At 42.8% G+C, this 18,553-nt stretch carries 14 protein-coding genes; 13 read left to right on the top strand and 1 reads right to left on the bottom strand.

Features of this window, described 5'->3' with window-relative positions; all coding sequences use genetic code 11:
- Positions 1-2 precede the first annotated feature (2 nt).
- From M1D67_RS11045 to M1D67_RS11010, 8 genes are all read left to right on the top strand, one after another.
- A complete protein-coding gene (locus tag M1D67_RS11045) occupies positions 3-2,411 on the top strand; it encodes a glycoside hydrolase family 31 protein (RefSeq protein WP_479831821.1) in 2,409 nt (802 codons plus the stop codon).
- 244 nt (positions 2,412-2,655) lie between these two features.
- Positions 2,656-3,726 carry a mannonate dehydratase gene (gene uxuA / locus M1D67_RS11040; protein ID WP_035338683.1) on the top strand — a complete coding sequence of 357 codons (1,071 nt, stop codon included), beginning with the start codon at positions 2,656-2,658 and terminating at the stop codon, positions 3,724-3,726.
- Between the two features lie 16 nt (positions 3,727-3,742).
- Positions 3,743-4,615: an SDR family oxidoreductase gene (locus tag M1D67_RS11035; protein WP_392387566.1), complete on the top strand. Its 873-nt coding sequence runs from the start codon at positions 3,743-3,745 to the stop codon at positions 4,613-4,615.
- A 297-nt stretch (positions 4,616-4,912) separates the two neighbouring features.
- Complete coding sequence (locus tag M1D67_RS11030) at positions 4,913-5,287, top strand: GntR family transcriptional regulator (protein WP_035338680.1); 375 nt, start codon at positions 4,913-4,915, stop codon at positions 5,285-5,287.
- A 2-nt stretch (positions 5,288-5,289) separates the two neighbouring features.
- Complete coding sequence (locus tag M1D67_RS11025) at positions 5,290-6,168, top strand: ABC transporter ATP-binding protein (protein WP_035338678.1); 879 nt, start codon at positions 5,290-5,292, stop codon at positions 6,166-6,168.
- On the top strand, positions 6,152-6,808 hold the full coding sequence (locus M1D67_RS11020; RefSeq protein WP_023857535.1) for an ABC-2 transporter permease: 657 nt from the start codon (positions 6,152-6,154) through the stop codon (positions 6,806-6,808). Before M1D67_RS11025 ends, M1D67_RS11020 begins: the two co-directional genes overlap by 17 nt.
- 272 nt (positions 6,809-7,080) lie before the next feature.
- A complete protein-coding gene (gene manR / locus M1D67_RS11015; RefSeq protein ID WP_039072749.1) occupies positions 7,081-9,024 on the top strand; it encodes a mannose transport/utilization transcriptional regulator ManR in 1,944 nt (647 codons plus the stop codon).
- 764 nt (positions 9,025-9,788) lie between these two features.
- Positions 9,789-9,965: a hypothetical protein gene (locus M1D67_RS11010; protein WP_039072748.1), complete on the top strand. Its 177-nt coding sequence runs from the start codon at positions 9,789-9,791 to the stop codon at positions 9,963-9,965.
- A gap of 189 nt (positions 9,966-10,154) precedes the next feature.
- On the opposite strand, the gene M1D67_RS11005 is transcribed toward M1D67_RS11010, so the two are convergent.
- A complete protein-coding gene (locus M1D67_RS11005; RefSeq protein ID WP_039072747.1) occupies positions 10,155-10,469 on the bottom strand; it encodes a YfzA family protein in 315 nt (104 codons plus the stop codon).
- A 539-nt stretch (positions 10,470-11,008) separates the two neighbouring features.
- Here M1D67_RS11005 and M1D67_RS11000 point away from each other — a divergent pair.
- The 5 genes from M1D67_RS11000 to M1D67_RS10980 all read left to right on the top strand — a co-directional run bounded on the left by M1D67_RS11000 (position 11,009) and on the right by M1D67_RS10980 (position 18,481).
- Positions 11,009-12,952: a PTS fructose transporter subunit IIABC gene (locus M1D67_RS11000; RefSeq protein ID WP_105980993.1), complete on the top strand. Its 1,944-nt coding sequence runs from the start codon at positions 11,009-11,011 to the stop codon at positions 12,950-12,952.
- Positions 12,953-12,970: 18 nt separating this feature from the next.
- Positions 12,971-13,927 (top strand): mannose-6-phosphate isomerase, class I, encoded by a 957-nt coding sequence (manA, locus tag M1D67_RS10995; RefSeq protein ID WP_479831820.1) that lies wholly within the window; start codon positions 12,971-12,973, stop codon positions 13,925-13,927.
- A gap of 462 nt (positions 13,928-14,389) precedes the next feature.
- On the top strand, positions 14,390-16,105 hold the full coding sequence (locus M1D67_RS10990) for an acyl-CoA dehydrogenase family protein (RefSeq protein ID WP_026579632.1): 1,716 nt from the start codon (positions 14,390-14,392) through the stop codon (positions 16,103-16,105).
- A gap of 15 nt (positions 16,106-16,120) precedes the next feature.
- Entirely contained in the window at positions 16,121-17,008 is an 888-nt protein-coding gene (locus M1D67_RS10985; protein WP_020451657.1) for an NAD(P)-dependent oxidoreductase, read from the top strand.
- An 18-nt stretch (positions 17,009-17,026) separates the two neighbouring features.
- Positions 17,027-18,481, top strand: coding sequence for a CoA-acylating methylmalonate-semialdehyde dehydrogenase (locus M1D67_RS10980; protein ID WP_216920699.1), 1,455 nt, complete (start codon positions 17,027-17,029; stop codon positions 18,479-18,481).
- The last annotated feature ends 72 nt before the right edge of the window (positions 18,482-18,553 follow it).

Raw genomic sequence — 18,553 nt, 5'->3', positions numbered from 1 at the left:
TAATGTCAATTAAAGAAACCTACATGTTTACATTTATGAAAGAAGAGAAAAATGTGCTACATTTTCATTTAAATAACGGTCATGCACATGCGAAAATATTCATTCTTGAAGAAGATATAATTCGGATTTTACTGACGGAGGGAGAAGCGTTAACGCTTGAAAAAACGTGGAGTGTCGCGCCTGGACAGATCGATGTGCCATGGGAGGGACGCCATCGTTTAGACATGAGCGGATTTACATTGCCTCAATACGAATTCCAGCAAGTCAAAGATGTTTTTATCGTGAAAACCGGTAAGGTCAAGCTTCATGTTCAATTGAACGGCTTTAGAATCAGCTGGTTTTATCACAATGGTTCTGAATGGATCAATGTTGCAAACGATCGGCAAACACAAGGGTATAATTTTGAAGGGGCTTTTGGAAAGGACGTATACCATTATTTACAACGCGATGTCCAGGAACAATATTTTGGATTTGGCGAGAAAACGGGAAACGTCGATAAACACGGGAAACGCTACCGGATGTTAAATATCGATGCGATGGGGTACGACGCAGAGTGGTCAGATCCGCTATACAAACATATCCCATTCTATATTACACGTCATAAGAAAACAGGCATCTCCTATGGAATGTTCTATGATAATCTATCAGCTTCCATTTTTGATATGGGTTCAGAGCTTGATAACTATCATGGACTGTACCGCTATTATCAGGCTGAAAAGGGGGATTTAGACTACTACTTCATAGCCGGTCCGAAAATAAAAGATGTAGTCGAAACATTCTCTTGGCTGACAGGCAAAACGATCTTGCCGCCAAAATGGAGCCTGGGCTATTCAGGCTCTACGATGAGCTATACCGATGCGCCAAATGCACAGGAACAATTAAAAAACTTCGTTCGTCTTTGTGAAGAACATGATATGTTATGCGATTCGTTTCAATTATCGTCAGGATACACATCTATCGGTGATAAACGTTATGTCTTTAACTGGGATGAGAGCAAAATCCCTGCTCCAAAAGAGATGGTGCAACACTTCCATGAGAAGGACGTCCGTTTATGCGCCAACATTAAACCGTGTTTGCTAAAGGATCATCCGTACTTTGATGAACTACAAGAAAAAGACATGTTCATTGTAAACAGAGAAACACAAAAACCGGAAATGGCCCAATTTTGGGATGATATCGGAGCTTATTTAGACTTCACGAAGCGCCAAACGTTCGACTGGTGGAAGGCTCAAATAACAGAAAAGCTGTTGGAATACGGAATTGATTCAACTTGGAACGATAATAACGAATTTGAAATATGGAGTCAAAACGCCAAGTGTCACGGCTTCGGCAAAGAAGTGGAGTTTGAACTGATCCGCGCGCTTCATCCGCTTTTGATGATGAAAGCGTCTTTCGAAGCTCAGCTAGAATACAACCCGGAATTACGCCCGTACCTGATCTCAAGATCCGGATGTCCCGGCATGCACCGTTATGCACAAACTTGGACCGGTGACAACCGAACAAGCTGGAAAACATTAAAATTTAACATTAAAACAGGCATCGGTCTAAGTTTATCAGGCATTTACAATTTCGGCCATGATGTCGGCGGATTTTCAGGACCGGCCCCTGAACCGGAGCTATTCGTAAGATGGGTGCAAAACGGCATCATGCATCCGAGATTTACCATTCATTCGTGGAACGATGACGGGACAGTTAATGAACCATGGATGTTTCCTGAAACAATCGATGAAATCCGTGAACTCATTAAGTTTAGACATAAGATCATCCCTTACATTTACACCGCGCTATATGATGCGCACGAACATTATCAGCCGATCATTCGACCGACATTTTATGATTTTGAACATGATGAGAAAACATTTGAAGAGAACGATGAATTTATACTTGGTGAATCTTTGCTGGTTGCATCTGTCGTCGAAAAAGGAATGACGGAGCGGGAGGTATATTTACCGAACCATGAAAAAGGCTGGTATGATTTCCATACGGGAACATGGTATGAAGGAGGGAAGACAGTCGTTCTGCCGGCACCATTACATTATACTCCGCTATTAGCGAAAGCGGGAGCGATCGTTCCGGTAAATGGTGCAAAAGTGACATTCCAAACAAAGAACCAAGATGAAAGAGGATTTTTGTTATTCCCATTCAAAGGAAAAGGAAAATCGACTTATCGTTTGTATGAAGATGATGGGTTAACAAATGAATATACTCGTACATTTGCCTTTATACATGTCGATATGGAGACAACAGAAGACGGGATCAATCTTTCAATACAAAAGGAAGGAACATACGAGTTATCGTATGATCAACTCACTTTTCACGTACCAAATGGAGAAAAGAGAAAACTGATCGTAAATGGCACAGAGCTGGAAAGCAAGAACGGAGCGTTTTCTTACAGTTTGCCGTATGATTAAAAGATTAAGGCCACATGATGATGATGTTTCCATTAATCGAGCAAGAATCTTTGTCCGCGGTTACATCCCGGCCAGCTGAATTTTGTCATCTAGCACGACACATGAATCATGATCATGAAAATTTATGTAAGCGGATACTAATCGGCAAATTCTTTTGAAAAAAACCGCTCCAATATATTGTTATTGTCATGCGAAATGATGATATCGATTGTTAAATAATAAGAGGGAAGAGGATGGGAGAACCATGCAAATGACGTTTCGATGGTACGGAGACAGCGACCCGGTCACATTAGAGTATATTCGCCAAATTCCCGGCGTTACTGGAATTGTTTCGGCCATTTATGATATTCCTGTAGGGGAAGCATGGCCTTATGAGAAAATTGTAGAGTTAAAAGAAAAAATTGAAAATCATGGTCTATCGTTAAGTGTCATTGAAAGTGTACCTGTCCATGAAGATATTAAATTAGGTCTTCCGACAAGAGATCAATATATTGAAAACTATAAAACGACGATACGCAACTTGGCAAAAGCGGGAGTTAAAATCGTTTGTTACAATTTCATGCCTGTATTTGACTGGACTCGTTCTTCTTTAGACTATGCACTAGAAGACGGTTCTACAGCATTAATTTATGAAGAAGAAAAAGTTAGACAAATGAATCCATTACATGGTGAACTAAAACTTCCCGGTTGGGACACAAGCTATGAAGATGGACAGCTAAAGAATCTTTTTCAACAATATCAGCACATTACGGAAGAGGATTTATGGGAAAATCTTTCGTATTTTATTAAAGCGGTTATACCGGCGGCAGAAAATGAACAAGTCAAAATGGCGATTCACCCGGATGATCCGCCATGGCCTATCTTTGGACTGCCTCGAATCATAACGAACAAAGAGAATTTGGAGCGATTGATTAATCTCTATGACAGCTCCTTTAACGGTTTGTGTTTATGCAGCGGGTCACTGGGTGTGAATTCAACAAATGATATTCCGGAATTGATTCGTTATTTCGGAAAAAAAGGAAAAGTCAACTTTGTGCACCTGAGAAACATTAAGATCATTGGAGAAAAGTCATTTCAAGAATCCTCCCACCGTTCAGAAGACGGTTCTTTAGATATGTATGAAATCGTAAGAGCATTAAGAGATATAGATTTTGCCGGACCAGCCAGACCGGATCATGGAAGAATGATTTGGGGAGAGGCCGGTAAACCGGGTTATGGTTTATATGACCGTGCGCTGGGTGCAGTGTATTTAAATGGAATGTGGGAAACATTGACGAAAGAAAAGAAGCGGATAGCCTTTGAATGCAATAAATGAACAAGCACTAACTAAAATGCAGAGACGAGGGATGAATGTGCAGATTCCTTTTCATGTCAACTTGAAAGATAAGGTGGCTGTAGTGACAGGTGGAGGCGGCATTTTATGCAGCTGTTTCGCTAAAGCAATAGCTCAATGCGGTGCAAAAGTAGCAGTAGTCAGCCGAAGAGCTGAATCGGCAGACAGAGTAGCGAAAGAGATCCAAGAAAACGGAGGCGAAGCACTTGCCGTTACAGCAAACGTCCTTGATAAACAAAGCCTTGAACAAGCGAAACAACTCATTAACAGAACATTCGGCAGATGCAATATCCTCATTAACGGTGCAGGCGGCAACCATCCAATGGGAACAACAGATAAAGAATATTTATATAAAAAAGACTTGAATACTAAAGAATTGACTACGTTTTTTGATTTAGAAATAGAGGGAGTAAGGTCTGTATTTGATGTAAACTTTCTTGGTACACTGTTAACCACTCAAGTATTTGCAAAAGACATGGCTGATCACGACGGAAATGTGATCGTTAACATCTCATCCATGAACGCCTATACGCCGCTGACGAAAATTCCCGCCTACAGCGGTGCAAAAGCGGCCGTCAGTAACTTTACCCAATGGCTTGCTGTGCATATGTCAAAAGTCGGAATTCGTGTCAATGCCATTGCCCCAGGCTTTTTTCTTACCGCCCAAAATAGGAGCCTATTGCTCAATGAAGACGGAACATATACGGAGCGAGCACAAAAAATTATCAACCAGACGCCGTTGGATAGATTTGGGGTTCCGGAAGATCTAATCGGAACGTTATTATGGTTGGTAAGCGATAAAGCCTCGCGATTTGTCACTGGAACCATCATACCGGTCGATGGAGGATTCTCCGCCTATTCTGGAGTATAACTAAGAGAGGATTTGCTTCAAAAAGCTGATTTTCAACACTGAAAAAATCCCAATTTCTCTGTGCCACATTGAGAAATTGGGATTTATTAATTCAATTTTTCCTTTTTACAGGCAAGAAGATAAACAATTGTATGATCTGCTTCCTTATTTCATCAATATTACCGAATCACTACCGCCGTGCAGGAAGCAGGAGGTTTTCCGCTGCTAATATGTATTGTTTTGTTATTGTTTGACAAAGGTGTTATAACTGTTTATATTGTATATATACAGTTATAACGAATAGAGGGATGTCATGCATTGAATATCATCATTTCAAATTCATCGGATGAACCGATTTATTTGCAGATCGTCAACCAATTAAAAGATCAAATCGTCAAGGGAGAACTCTCGGAGTCAGAGGCGCTCCCATCGATCAGAAACCTGGCCAAAGAGCTTAAAATCAGCGTAATTACAACAAAAAGAGCCTATGACGAACTGGAGAGAGAAGGGTTTATCGTCACAGTCGCGGGAAAGGGCTCGTATGTCGCAGCGATCAACAAAGACGTGCTTCGAGAAACAAAAGTCAAATTGATCGAAGAACACATAGCAGAAGCCGTCACTGAAGCGAAACAAATCGGCTTTACATACGAGGAACTTCAAAAGATGCTCAAACTGGTTTATGAGGAGTGGTAAAAATGACCAGCATACTGGAATTAAAAAATGTATCAAAACATTATCAAGATTTCTCTTTAAAAAACATCAACTTCTCGCTTGAAAAAGGATATATTATGGGCTTTATCGGCCCGAACGGAGCCGGAAAAAGCACGACCATCAAGCTGATCATGAACCTGATCAAAAAAGACGAAGGAGACATCAGCATTTTCGGTCTCGACAATGAAAAGCACAATATCGAAATCAAGCAGAGGATCGGCTTTGTATACGATGAAAATCATTTTTACGAAGAACTGACACCGAACGAAATGAAAGGAATCATCAGACCGTTTTACAAAAAGTGGGATGAGGCTGTTTTTCAGCGGTACGCAAAAGACTTCCAGCTCCCTTTAAACAGGCAGATCAAAAACTTGTCAAAAGGAATGAAGATGAAATTCTCACTGGCGGTCGCGCTTTCCCATCATGCCGAATTATTGATCATGGATGAACCGACATCAGGACTCGATCCTCTTGTCAGATCGGAGCTCCTCGACGTGCTGCAAACATTGCTGCAGGATGAAAACAAGTCGATTTTCTTTTCGACGCATATTACCTCTGATTTAGAAAAAGTAGCGGACTATATCACTTTCATTCATAACGGCCGGCTCGTGCTGAGCAAAACAAAGGATGAGCTGTTGGAGGAGTACTGCATTGTAAAAGGAGACCTCGATACGCTGCATAAAGGAAACGAAGACGCCTTAATCGGCATTAAGAAAAACAGCTATGGCTTCGAAGCGCTCTCCAAAGATAAGCGGGGAGTCGTTCAGCATTTCGGGGATTCGGTCATGATCGAAAAACCGACTTTGGAGGATATTTTGGTATTTTCAACCGGCAGGAGTGATCAACATGTATCATCTTATTAAAAAGGATATTTTAATGCAGAAAAGAGCAATGAAACTATCGCTGTTATTGATGATATTTTTTACTTTTACATTGTCACAGCTTGAGCTCGTCGGATATACAGTGGCGGTTTTGGCTGTCACATATCAGCTGGCATTAGGCGCAAGCTCCTTAGAAGACAAAAACAACAGTGATAAAATCCTGATCAGCTTGCCCATTAAAAGAAACATCATCGTCTTATCAAAATATGTATCGGTTTATGTCTATGCGGCTTATGCCATTCTCTTCTATTCTTTGATCAATGCAATCGGACATATGCTGCACTTGCCGCTTGATTTCCCATTGACACTTTCAGGCGTCATGGGTGCTGTTGTGGCTGTCACATTATTTAGCTCGATCTCATTTCCTCTGATTTTTAAGTACGGCTATTTGAAGTCCAAAATGGCCAATATCATCATATTTTTCGTCATTATATTTGGAGGGACGGCCTTTTTTAAATTTATAAATGCGGGGGAAAACCTTGCACTAAGCCAAAAATTAACGGCTTTTCTGAGTGAAATGTCAAATGCGGGCACATTCATCCTTTTAGTTGGCGTACTGCTCGTGATGATTTCTGTTTCATATGCGATATCGCTCAGCTTTTATAATAAAAGAGAATTTTAGTTTAAGGATCAGCGGGAGGAGCTTTCGCTGATCCTTTTTTCGTTGCTTAGAACCGTACGGCTGTTTTACTTTCCTCCCACTATCATCTATTATAAAAAATTCCTATAAAAGAAAAATTTCCGTGTTGATAAAAACATTTTTTCCGGAAGTTTCGGTAAAAAACGAAACTTTTGACCCTTTTATTTCACTGTATAATGTAAACGGTTACGTTTGTAGTATACTTATACTATCATTTCTTTTTAGGGAAGGATAGAAAAACAGGTGAGAGAGATATGAATACAAGGCAAAAAGACATTCTGAATCTGTTGTTATCTGAACCTGAAGACTATTTAGTCGTACAAGATTTCGCAGACAGGGTAAAGTGTTCTGAAAAAACGATCAGAAATGATCTAAAAACGATTGAAGATTATCTCAATCAGCACTCTGATGCTCAATTGATTCGCAAACCGGGACTGGGCGTTTATTTGAATATTGAAGATCATGAAAGGGTCCGTTTAAGCCGGCAGTTATATACCGAACATCACGCCGCACAGCAGCAATCCGATGAAGAAAGGATGCTGCAAATCGCTTATCAGTTATTAATGAATCCAAAGCCGGTTTCTGCAAAAGAAATGGCTGCCGAGCACTTCTTGAATAAGTCTTCCATTAAAAGGGATTTGAATCAAATCGAAGTTTGGCTCCAGCGGTTTGGCCTCACTCTTGTGTCCAAGCAGCGCCTCGGTTTAAAGATCGAAGGAAGTGAAAAAAATAAGAGAAAAGCGCTGGCGCGCATCTCGGAGTTGATTGATAACCCGGAGTTTACAAGCCGATTTATTAAAAGCCAATTTTTAAGCCATGAAGTGGAATTTGTTAAAAGCGAAATCAGATCATTGCAAAAGCGACATTCTTTATATTTCACTGATGAAACGTTCGAAAATTTACTGTTGCATACACTGCTGATGATTCGCCGCATCAAAATGAAACAGCCGATTACCATTTCTCCGGAAGAAATAGATGCAGTCAAAAAGAAAAAAGAATTTCAGTGGACGTTTGCTTGTTTAAAACGGCTGGAAGCTGTTTTTGCGATCCGCTTTCCTGAAGAAGAGGCCGTCTATTTAACATTGCATATATTAGGCGGCAAAGTTCGTTATCCATTTGGGAAAGAAGGGGAGAACGGACTGGAAAACCCTTTGCTTCCAAAGGTTGTCGAATATTTAATCCGGCGTGTCTCAGAGTTGAAAATGATGGATTTCCGCGAGGACCGGGTTTTGATTAACGGATTGAAAATTCACCTTAATACCGTTTTAAACCGGCTGAGCTATGACCTTTCCGTATCAAATCCGATGCTCAACGATATCAAAAAAATGTACCCATATCTGTTTCATATTGTCATTGATGTTCTTGAAGACATCAACCAAACGTTTTCACTTTCAATTCCCGAGGAAGAAGCCGCCTATCTGACATTGCATTTCCAAGCGGCGATCGAGCGCTTCAGCTATGGAAAAGACAAGCATAAAAAAGCGATCATTGTCTGTCATATGGGCATCGGGATGTCACAACTGCTGCGGACAAAAATAGAACGGAAATTCTACCAAATTGCCGTGATGGACTGCATCGCAAAAGCTGATTTGGCGGACTATACTGCACGACATGAAGATATCGATCTTGTCATATCAACGGTCAGCCTGGAGGATTTATCAATTCCCCATATCGTTGTATCTCCGCTGCTCGAGTCGGCCGATGAGAAAAAGCTCAGCGCTTTTATGGATCAGCTCGGTGAATCGTCCCGGCAAATACAAAAAACGTTTAAAGTGCTGAATGACACAACTCCTTTCCTCGTCTTCCTGCAGCAAGAATCAGAACACCGCTACAAGCTGATTGAACAGCTGGCGATGGCTTTATACGAGAAAGGCTATGTAGAAAAAGAATATGCTGTACAGGCAGTCATGAGAGAAAAAATGTCGGCGACAAACATCGGAGCGGGCATCGCCATTCCTCACGCGAACGCCAAATTGATTAAACAATCAGCCATTGCGATCGCCACATTAAAAGAGCCGCTTGACTGGGGCTCTGAAAAAGTATCGCTCGTCTTTATGCTGGCTGTCAAACACGAGGATCAAAACATGACAAAACAATTGTTTCAAGAGCTGTCCAGCTTAAGCGAGCAGCCGGCTTTCATCCAAAAGCTGACGAAAGAAACAAATGTGATGAAATTTTTATCTTATTTGGATTATTAAAGGCGGGGTTCTGACCTTCATCAACATTCAAGAAAAGATCGATATACAGACAACAGAATGGGATAGGTGAGCAGTTTTGCTTTATCCTATTCTTTTTTTATTGCAAGCCCAACAACAAAGGGTTATGTTGTCCATAAAATTAGATTTTTCAATGTGTAATTAAAATATATTCTTTGGAGAAAGGCTTTATTAAAGTATCAACTTTGTTTTTAGTTAGAGGGAAGAACTTCATTTTCGCTTAACATCTTCAATGCGATTCTATGTTTTTTGTTAAATTGCTGCGGATGTTTTTTGATTTAACTGTTTTATTTGGGCTCTCCGGGCTTCAACTTTTCTGTTCTTACGTAGTACTTCTTGAGAAACTTTCCAGCATCTTTTCCAGTTACAATGGGGCTGCCTCTCATTTCCGCATCCGTATAGTTACCTCTTTATGAAGAGAGTATCAATAACGTTCCTACAATTTAAGAATTTTAACTATGAGATAAGTATTTTAAAAGAGAAATGAGCATATGAATTGTTTTTCATAATGAATGAATAGTTCTGATCTTTATAAAAAACACAAACCATTACATCGGGAAAATTTACTCAAATTTTGGACTTTTTATGTAAAACGAAAAGGCAACGTGTTAGAGTTAGGCATAATGAGAAATTTTAAAGCCGATAATTACTATAAAGTTATTTATTTTCCAATAATATAAAAATTTATTATTCCAGGGTTGCATCAAATATGCACCTAGAATCAATTGCTTAATGGGGGGAACTTGATGTACAACAAGAAAAATGTTTTTGATATTGTGATGTACATTATTTTCTGTCTGATCAGTCTTTATTTAGTATCAAAAACTGATTTTGGCACTGGAGTATTAGTGTTTATTGCAATTTTATACCTCGCTGTAATTGCTTATAAAGTTAAGCAATTATTTAGTAATTCTAATTCGTAAGGTGTAACACGAGGAGGATATTAGTGAACAAGGACTAGCACGCCTGCACGTATAGATTTACCCAATAGCTAATGTTGCCGAAATCGCTTTGCCTCTGTTTAGAGACAAAGTGATTTTCAATTTCACTCAAAAGCAAAACCCCTCTCAAATTTATTCATTTTAATCAACCATATTTATTTTTAATCACGGTTATTTAGAGTTATTACTATAGTGTCTAGGCGAAAATACGTTTTTTAATGCACTTATTATTCCTGGCACAAGAAAGAAGACGCCAAAAAAGACAGTAAGTAAATTTAATTGTGGTGTTTCATAAAAAGTAAACCATTCTTTAAAAATTGACGATTCCGTAATTCTCCCAAATAGTGTTCCATCAATCTCTCTATAATTAGGTATCCATCCTGTTGTTTCAAATGTAATAAAAATTATCTGTGACAATAAAAATACACCAATTTGAGAAACCCAATATTTTTTAAAAAATGGAACCCTTTTTTGCTTTTCAGCCAACGAATATTCCTCCCCGCATTAGATACCATTTTTATATGGATATACGGAAAATTAAAGAATAAGTTTCAATATTTAATCCTCTCGACATGATAGGAGGAAATACTTTCTTTTTTACATTTCACTCAAAAGCAAAACCCCTCAAGAAAGGGATCTTGGTTTTTGAATAAAAGAGTGATTTTACATAAATATTTGATTCGAAGATCATAGTTTTTCATTGTAGTGGAAACATCTTCGTGTTCAGCAGGGATTTGCTGACAAGTTCAACCTTGATTTTCTTGATTTCGAGATATCCTTCATTAAAAAGGAATGTCCTCACTTTACACCTCTTCGAAAAATTTCAGTCCCCAATTGTTGCAATACGGCACATTTTCACAATCAGTCCCAAGTGTTACAAGTCGCCCCTTATTGCAGTCCGGTTTTTTTAAAAAAGCCGGTTTTTCCGGAACATGCGGTAAAAAACAACGCTTTTACACGCATGTTTTTATTATAAAGTAATGACAAGAGCTGCTCACTACTTTAGTTTCAGAAGGAGGATTCGCATGAAACTGTTAGCGATTACATCATGTCCAAACGGAATTGCCCACACGTATATGGCTGCGGAAAATTTGCAAAAAGCGGCCGATCGAATGGGCGTTCAAATGAAAGTCGAAACACAAGGCGGCATCGGGGTGGAAAATGAGCTGACCGAGCAGGAAATCCGCGAGGCAGACGCGATTATCATAGCCGCAGACCGCTCGGTCAACAAAGACCGTTTTATCGGGAAAAAACTTCTGGCTGTCGGTGTTCAGGAAGGCATCCGAAAACCGGAAGAATTAATACAAAAAGCGATCAGCGGCTATATACCTGTCTATCGGCCGGCTGCGAAAACGGAAGCCTCAGCTCAAACTGAGAAAAAACAAAATCCGATTTACCGGCATTTAATGAACGGTGTATCATTTATGGTTCCTTTCATCGTTGTCGGCGGATTATTGATTGCGGTCGCACTGACGCTTGGAGGTGAAAAAACGCCGAAAGGGTTAGTGATTCCTGATGAATCTTTTTGGAAAACGATTGAGCAAATCGGGGCTGCCTCATTCTCATTCATGATCCCGATTTTAGCCGGTTATATTGCCTACAGCATCGCCGATAAACCGGGGCTTGTGCCAGGGATGATCGGCGGATACATCGCAGCGACAGGAAGCTTTTACGGCAGCGGAAGCGGTGCGGGGTTCCTCGGCGGCATTATCGCGGGCTTTTTAGCCGGATATGCGGCGCTGGCCATCAAAAAATTAAAAGTGCCAAAAGCCATTCAGCCGATCATGCCGATCATCATCATACCGGTGGTTTCCTCGCTTATTGTCGGCTTGGCATTCGTATTGCTGATCGGCGCGCCTGTCGCGCAAATCTTTGAATCTTTGACGGTTTGGCTGGCTGGTATGCAGGGCTCAAGTTCGATTCTTCTGGCATTAATTTTAGGGGCGATGATTTCGTTTGATATGGGCGGCCCCGTCAATAAAGTGGCATTCCTGTTTGGTTCAGCCATGATCGGTGAAGGAAACTATGAAATTATGGGTCCGATCGCCGTCGCCATTTGTATTCCTCCGATCGGGCTTGGCATCGCAACGTTTTTAGGAAAAAGAAAATTTCAGGCGCAAGAAAGAGAAATGGGAAAAGCAGCATTTACAATGGGGTTATTCGGTATTACTGAAGGTGCCATACCGTTTGCTGCACAGGACCCGCTTCGCGTCATACCGAGTATTATGGCGGGTTCAATGACTGGTTCTGTGATCGCCATGATCGGTAATGTAGGGGACAGAGTCGCCCACGGCGGACCGATTGTAGCAGTGCTTGGCGCTGTCGATCATGTGTTGATGTTCTTCATCGCCGTTATTGCCGGATCCCTGGTCACCGCTCTTTTGGTCAATGTACTCAAAAAAGAGGTCGCAGCCGCTCCTGCAGGGGCAAGTGAGACTGCTGCAGTTCATGACATTCCGCAGCCGAACATCGAAATAAAAGCGGAAAGCAAAAAATCCGAAATACCGGAAATTAAAAAGCTCACTGACATCATTGATACAGATTTGATCGAACCTCATTTATCAGGGGATACGAGAGACGACATTATCGATGAAATGATTCAAAAATTGTCCCGTAAAGGTGCACTGCATTCGGAAAGCGAATTTAAACAAGCGATCATGAACCGCGAATTAGAGGGGACAACGGCAATCGGCATGAACATCGCGATCCCGCACGGGAAGTCTGACGCCGTCAAGAAGCCGAGTGTAGCATTCGGCATCAAACGTTCGGGCGTCGACTGGAAGAGTCTTGACGGAACTGACGCCAAACTGATATTTATGATCGCCGTCCCGAAAGAAAGCGGGGGAAACGAGCATCTGAAGCTTCTGCAAATGCTCTCCCGAAAACTGATGGATGACACCTACAGGGACAAGCTTCTCTCTGCTCAAACAAAAGTAGAAGCATACAAACTTCTGGATGAAATCATCTAAAAAAGGAGGATGCCCGTCATGACTAAACCATTATTTTTCGAGCCTGTTTTTAAAGAAAGAATTTGGGGCGGCACAGCTTTAGCCTCTTTCGGCTACGAGATTCCATCCGAACAAACGGGGGAGTGCTGGGCTTTCGCCGCCCATCAAAATGGGCAAAGCGTCGTGAAAAACGGCATGTATAAAGGGCTCACACTCAGCGAATTATGGAATGAACATCGCCATTTATTCGGACATATAAAGGGAGACCGCTTTCCTCTTCTGACAAAAATTTTGGACGCCGACCAAGACCTATCCGTACAAGTGCATCCAAACGATGAATATGCAAAACTGCACGAAAACGGGGAGCTTGGAAAAACGGAATGCTGGTATATCATTGATTGTAAAGAAGATGCGGAGATCATTTACGGCCACCATGCCAAAACGCGGGAAGAACTGGTCTCAATGATCGAACACGGGAAATGGAACGAGCTCTTGCGCCGCGTCAAAGTGAAGCCGGGAGATTTCTTCTATGTGCCGAGCGGAACCGTCCATGCGATCGGAAAAGGTATTTTGATTTTGGAGACGCAGCAGAATTCAGACACAACCTACAGACTATATGATTATGACAGAAAAGATGCTGAAGGAAACCTGCGCGAGCTCCATTTGCAAAAAAGCATAGAAGTGATCGACGTCCCGTCTTCGCCTGGCCGCGAAGACGTTCGATATGAAACATCGGGTAATGTCAAGACTGCCGCACTGATTGAGTGTCCTTATTTCTCAGTAGCAAAATGGGATGTAAAAGGATCAGCCTGTTTCAAACAGGATAAACCGTTTCTTCTTGTCAGCGTCATAGAAGGGGAAGGGCAGATCAATGCGTCTTGCGGCAACGACTTTTCTTTTAAAAAAGGAGATCACATGCTGCTGCCTGCGGGCTTTGGAGAATTTACAATCGCCGGCCGTGCAGAATGTATCGTCTCAAGCCTGTCAAATGAATAAGCCATCAACGGTACACTTTCTAAACAGACCATCAAAACGATGGTCTGTTTTATTTTTTCAAAAAAAGCATGCCGGCTTGCCAAAACGCGTTCGCCACAAGGCGGACAATGCATATTCCCAAGCTTTCACAAGTAAAATAGAGTAAACCAAAAAAACATTTGGAAATCTTCCAATTATTTGATAAGCTGATATTAAAAGCTTCATAACTTACACATCAGCTGCACTGCCCGGAGCTTTTCGCGGAACAGTTGCTTCATGAAACAAAAAAGCGGGGCTGTGTTCCGGCGACAGGCAGAAGAAAAGCCTGCTAAATGACCGAAACAACCGTGCCCTTCATAATTGGTTGGTCCTTATCTGGATGAGAAAAGGAGACGATGATTCGTATCAGGTAAAATGTAAGCGGATTCATCGTCTTTTTATCTCAGTTTATCACTCTTTTTAGCGGAAGCGAGGAGGAAAGCAATGGGGAAAGCAAAAATTCGATGGAATGAACCCTTGATTTCTCAACACGAATCGGCTGCTGAAGGATTTACGCCGGAAGATTTCACAGAGGAAGATCAACTGATTTCAAAAACGACAGAATCATTTGTCAAAAATGAAGTCATGCCCCTTCTTGAATCGATCGATCAGCAGGATCACGAAAGCGTGAAAAAATTGTTTCAAAAAGCGGGAGAGCTCGGATTGCTCAGTATCGAAGTTCCTGAGGAATACGGCGGCCTTTCACTCAGCAAGAAGCTTTCCGGGTTAGTAGCAGAGAAAATGGGAGCCGGCGGATCGTTCAGCGTCTCCTTTAATATTCATGCGGGCGTCGGGACATTGCCGTATATTTATTATGGAACAGAAGAACAAAAACGAAAATACCTTCCGAAACTGGCATCGGGCGAATGGATCGGAGCATATGCTCTGACAGAGCCGGGCGCAGGCTCAGATGCTTTAAACGCAAAAACGACGGCCGTCTTGAATGGGGAAGGAACAGCCTGGGTTTTAAACGGGGAAAAACAGTGGATTACGAACGCGCAAGTAGCTGATGTATATGTTGTCTTTGCAAAAACGGCGGAAGGCATGACAGCATTTATCGTCGAACGTTCGTTTAAAGGCGTTTCCATCGGACCTGAAGAGAAGAAGATGGGAATCAAAGGGTCTTCGACGGCAACCTTAATCCTCGAAGAAGTCGAGGTGCCAAACGATAATGTTTTGGGTCATGTCGGGAAAGGTCATCACGTCGCTTTGAACATTTTAAACATGGCCCGCTTAAAGCTCGCGTTTTCGAACATTGGAATGGCAAAGCAAGCATTGAACCTTGCCGTTAGCTACGCCAAACAGCGCAAACAATTTAACAAGCCGATCATCGGTTTTTCAATGATTCAAGAAAAGATTGCCGACATGGCAATTTCGATTTTCGGCGCCGAAAGCGCTGCTTACAGAACGGCAGACTGCCTGGACCATGTTTTAAATTCGGCTGAGCCATTAGACGACAGACTGAGAAAACTCACAAACTATGCATCCGAATGCGCGATCAATAAAGTTCACTGCTCCGAAATACTCGACCGAAATGCAGACGAGGCGGTGCAGATTCATGGCGGCTACGGATACATGCAGGAGTACGAAGTCGAACGTTTGTACCGGGACGCGAGGATCAGCCGGATTTTCGAAGGGACAAACGAGATTAACCGTTTGACGATCGCCAAACTGATGATGAAAGAAGTGAAGCAAAACGGCATCTCAGAGCCGGAAGCTCAATTAAGCAGCGGGGAAAACCGAAACCGGCGGTTTATTCAGCTGTCCAACAGGCTTTTCGGCAAAACATTAAAAGCGCTTAAACGCTCCCGCGTGAACATTCAAAAGGAGCAGGAATACGCGCGGATTCTCGCCGACATGCAAAAAGAACTCTATGTGATGGAATCCGCCGCCCTCCGGACCGAAAAGGCAACCAAAAGATACGGAAGCGAAAAAGCACGGTTGAAAGAAATGATGACGAACGTTATTTGTGAAGAAGGCTTCCGCAAAATCGAAGAGATGGCGGTAACCGCCTTATCAGGCATAGAATCTGATGAAGCTGAAAGAAAGCTCGAATTGGAAGAGGTTCACAGCCTTACTTTGCCCCTTTTCAGCAATCTGTTTGCTCAAAAACGCGAAATCGCAGAGAAAATAGCCGCTCATGAAAAATATACGGTGTGATCGGAGGGAAACCGTTTGAAAAAAATCGGGTTTATCGGTTTGGGCAACATGGGTCTGCCCATGTCGAAAAATTTGCTTCAGGAGAACTTTGCGGTATATGGAACGGACCTTAACAAAGAAGCTGAATTGGCCTTGCATCATGCAGGGGGAACGATCGGGATTTCAGTTGAAAAGATGGTAAAAGAGTGTGACGCCATCCTGACAAGCCTTCCTTCATCAAAAGCTGCAGAGGAGGTTTTTCTGGGGAAAAAGGGGCTCGTACACCTGGCTGAACCAGGCGTCCTTCTGATTGATACAAGCACGGTCGCTCCTGAACTGAATATCCGGATTGCAGAGGAAGCGAAAAGCAAAGGAATTGATTTTCTTGCGGCGCCGGTCAGCGGCGGTGTAATCGGAGCAGTCAACCGGACGCTTACCTTTATGGTCGGGGGGCCGAAGTCTGTTTTTGATAAAGCATTGCCTATTTTCAACGTATTGGGCGAGAATATTTTTCATGTGAACGAAAACATCGACAGCGGAACGAATACGAAGCTGATCAACAACCTCTTAATCGGTTTTTATACAGCCGGCGTCAGTGAAGCCTTGCATCTTGCCAAAAACAGCAATCTCGATCTCGAAAAATTGTTTGAGATGCTGAACGTCAGCTATGGGCAGAGCCGAATCTATGAGCGCAACTATAAAAGTTTCATAGCGAATGAAAACTATGAACCTGGCTTTTCTTTGAAGCTGCTGCTGAAAGACCTTGGCTTTGCACTGGATTTGGCTGAGAAAAATGAGGTTGAACTGCCGGTGAGCAAGATTCTCTTCGGCATCTATGAAGAAGCCGATCAAAATGGATACGGCGACAAAGATATGTCTGTTTTATACAAAAAAATAAGCGAACAGAAGACAACTTATCGGTAAGGAGAGGTGAGAAAGTACATGATCACAACGAATGCCAAGAAAATTATGAACCATATCGACGGGGAGTGGGTGAATTCCTCAGGTACGGAAGCTGAAGAAGTCGTCAATCCTGCAAACGGAAACGTCATCGCTTATGCGCCCCTATCTGTGAGAGCGGATGTAGATCGTGCCGTGCAGGCTGCCAAACACGCTTATCAGACCTGGTCACTTGTGCCTGTCCCCAATCGGACGAGACTTTTATACAAATATTTACAGCTTCTTCAAGAGCGAAAAGAACAATTGGCAGACATCATTACGACAGAAAACGGCAAAACGTTGAAAGACGCCCGAGGCGAAGTGCAGCGCGGAATCGAAGTTGTTGAGCTTGCGACAGCCACACCTACTTTAATGATGGGAGAATCCCTGCCCGCGATAGCTGGGGGCATCGACGGATCGATTTGGCGCTATCCTTTGGGGGTCGTCGCCGGTATTACGCCGTTTAACTTTCCAATGATGGTTCCTCTGTGGATGTTTCCGCTCGCCATTGCTTGCGGAAACACGTTCGTCCTGAAACCTTCGGAACGCACTCCTATTCTTGCCGGAAAGCTTGTCGAGCTGTTTTATGAAGCAGGGTTTCCGAAAGGTGTGCTGAACCTCGTTCATGGAGGAAAGGATGTTGTAAACGGAATATTGGAGAACGATGATATTAAAGCCGTCTCCTTCGTCGGTTCAGAACCGGTCGCAAAATATGTGTATCAAACGGGCACAGCCAACGGGAAGCGCGTTCAGGCTCTGGCCGGCGCAAAAAACCATGCGATTGTGATGCCGGATTGTCATCTTGAAAAATCGGTTCAAGGCATCATCGGGGCGGCATTCGGAAGCAGCGGAGAACGCTGTATGGCCTGCTCCGTCGCGGCGGTCGTTGATGACATCGCCGATGACTTCATGGAAATGCTCGTGTCTGAAACACGGAAGCTGAAGACAGGGGATGGCAGATCAGAGGATCACTTTGTCGGCCCGCTGATCCGCGAAGTTCATAAAGAACGCGTTCTTGACTATATCGACAGCGGTATAAAAGAGGGAGCCGCACTCGCCGTGGACGGACGCAATCCGGATGTTCAGGAAGGATATTTTGTGGGAGCCACGATTTTCGATCATGTAACACCGGAGATGAAAATCTGGCAGGACGAAATCTTTGCGCCGGTCTTGAGCGTCGTCCGCGTACAAGACCTTGATGAGGGGATCGAGCTCGCCAATCAATCCAAGTTTGCCAACGGCGCTGTCATTTACACGTCGAGCGGGAAAAGCGCCCAGCAGTTCCGCGACAAAATCGATGCCGGAATGATCGGCGTCAATGTCAACGTACCAGCTCCGATGGCATTCTTCTCCTTCGCAGGGAACAAGGCCTCTTTCTATGGAGACCTTGGGACAAACGGAAAAGATGGCGTCCAGTTTTACACGCGCAAAAAGGTCGTCACCGAACGCTGGTTCTAATTCTTAACATAAGGCTCCCTCTCATGCGCAACAGATTTTTTCAGAGGGGCCTTTTCTATTTCAACAGGGAGG

It is taken from the genome of Bacillus sp. PK6-025, assembly GCF_056530265.1.
The sequence above is the reverse complement of the archived record's forward strand: the minus strand, read 5'-3'. Positions and strand labels throughout refer to the sequence as shown.

Bases quoted from the DNA above. Each gene is read 5' to 3' on its own strand.
- M1D67_RS11045 (WP_479831821.1), top strand. From the start codon at position 3: ATGTCAATTAAAGAAACCTACATGTTTACATTTATGAAAGAAGAGAAA.
- uxuA (WP_035338683.1), top strand. From the start codon at position 2,656: ATGCAAATGACGTTTCGATGGTACGGAGACAGCGACCCGGTCACATTA.
- M1D67_RS11035 (WP_392387566.1), top strand. From the start codon at position 3,743: ATGCAGAGACGAGGGATGAATGTGCAGATTCCTTTTCATGTCAACTTG.
- M1D67_RS11025 (WP_035338678.1), top strand. From the start codon at position 5,290: ATGACCAGCATACTGGAATTAAAAAATGTATCAAAACATTATCAAGAT.
- M1D67_RS11020 (WP_023857535.1), top strand. From the start codon at position 6,152: ATGTATCATCTTATTAAAAAGGATATTTTAATGCAGAAAAGAGCAATG.
- manR (WP_039072749.1), top strand. From the start codon at position 7,081: ATGAATACAAGGCAAAAAGACATTCTGAATCTGTTGTTATCTGAACCT.
- M1D67_RS11010 (WP_039072748.1), top strand. From the start codon at position 9,789: ATGTACAACAAGAAAAATGTTTTTGATATTGTGATGTACATTATTTTC.
- M1D67_RS11000 (WP_105980993.1), top strand. From the start codon at position 11,009: ATGAAACTGTTAGCGATTACATCATGTCCAAACGGAATTGCCCACACG.
- manA (WP_479831820.1), top strand. From the start codon at position 12,971: ATGACTAAACCATTATTTTTCGAGCCTGTTTTTAAAGAAAGAATTTGG.
- M1D67_RS10990 (WP_026579632.1), top strand. From the start codon at position 14,390: ATGGGGAAAGCAAAAATTCGATGGAATGAACCCTTGATTTCTCAACAC.
- M1D67_RS10980 (WP_216920699.1), top strand. From the start codon at position 17,027: ATGATCACAACGAATGCCAAGAAAATTATGAACCATATCGACGGGGAG.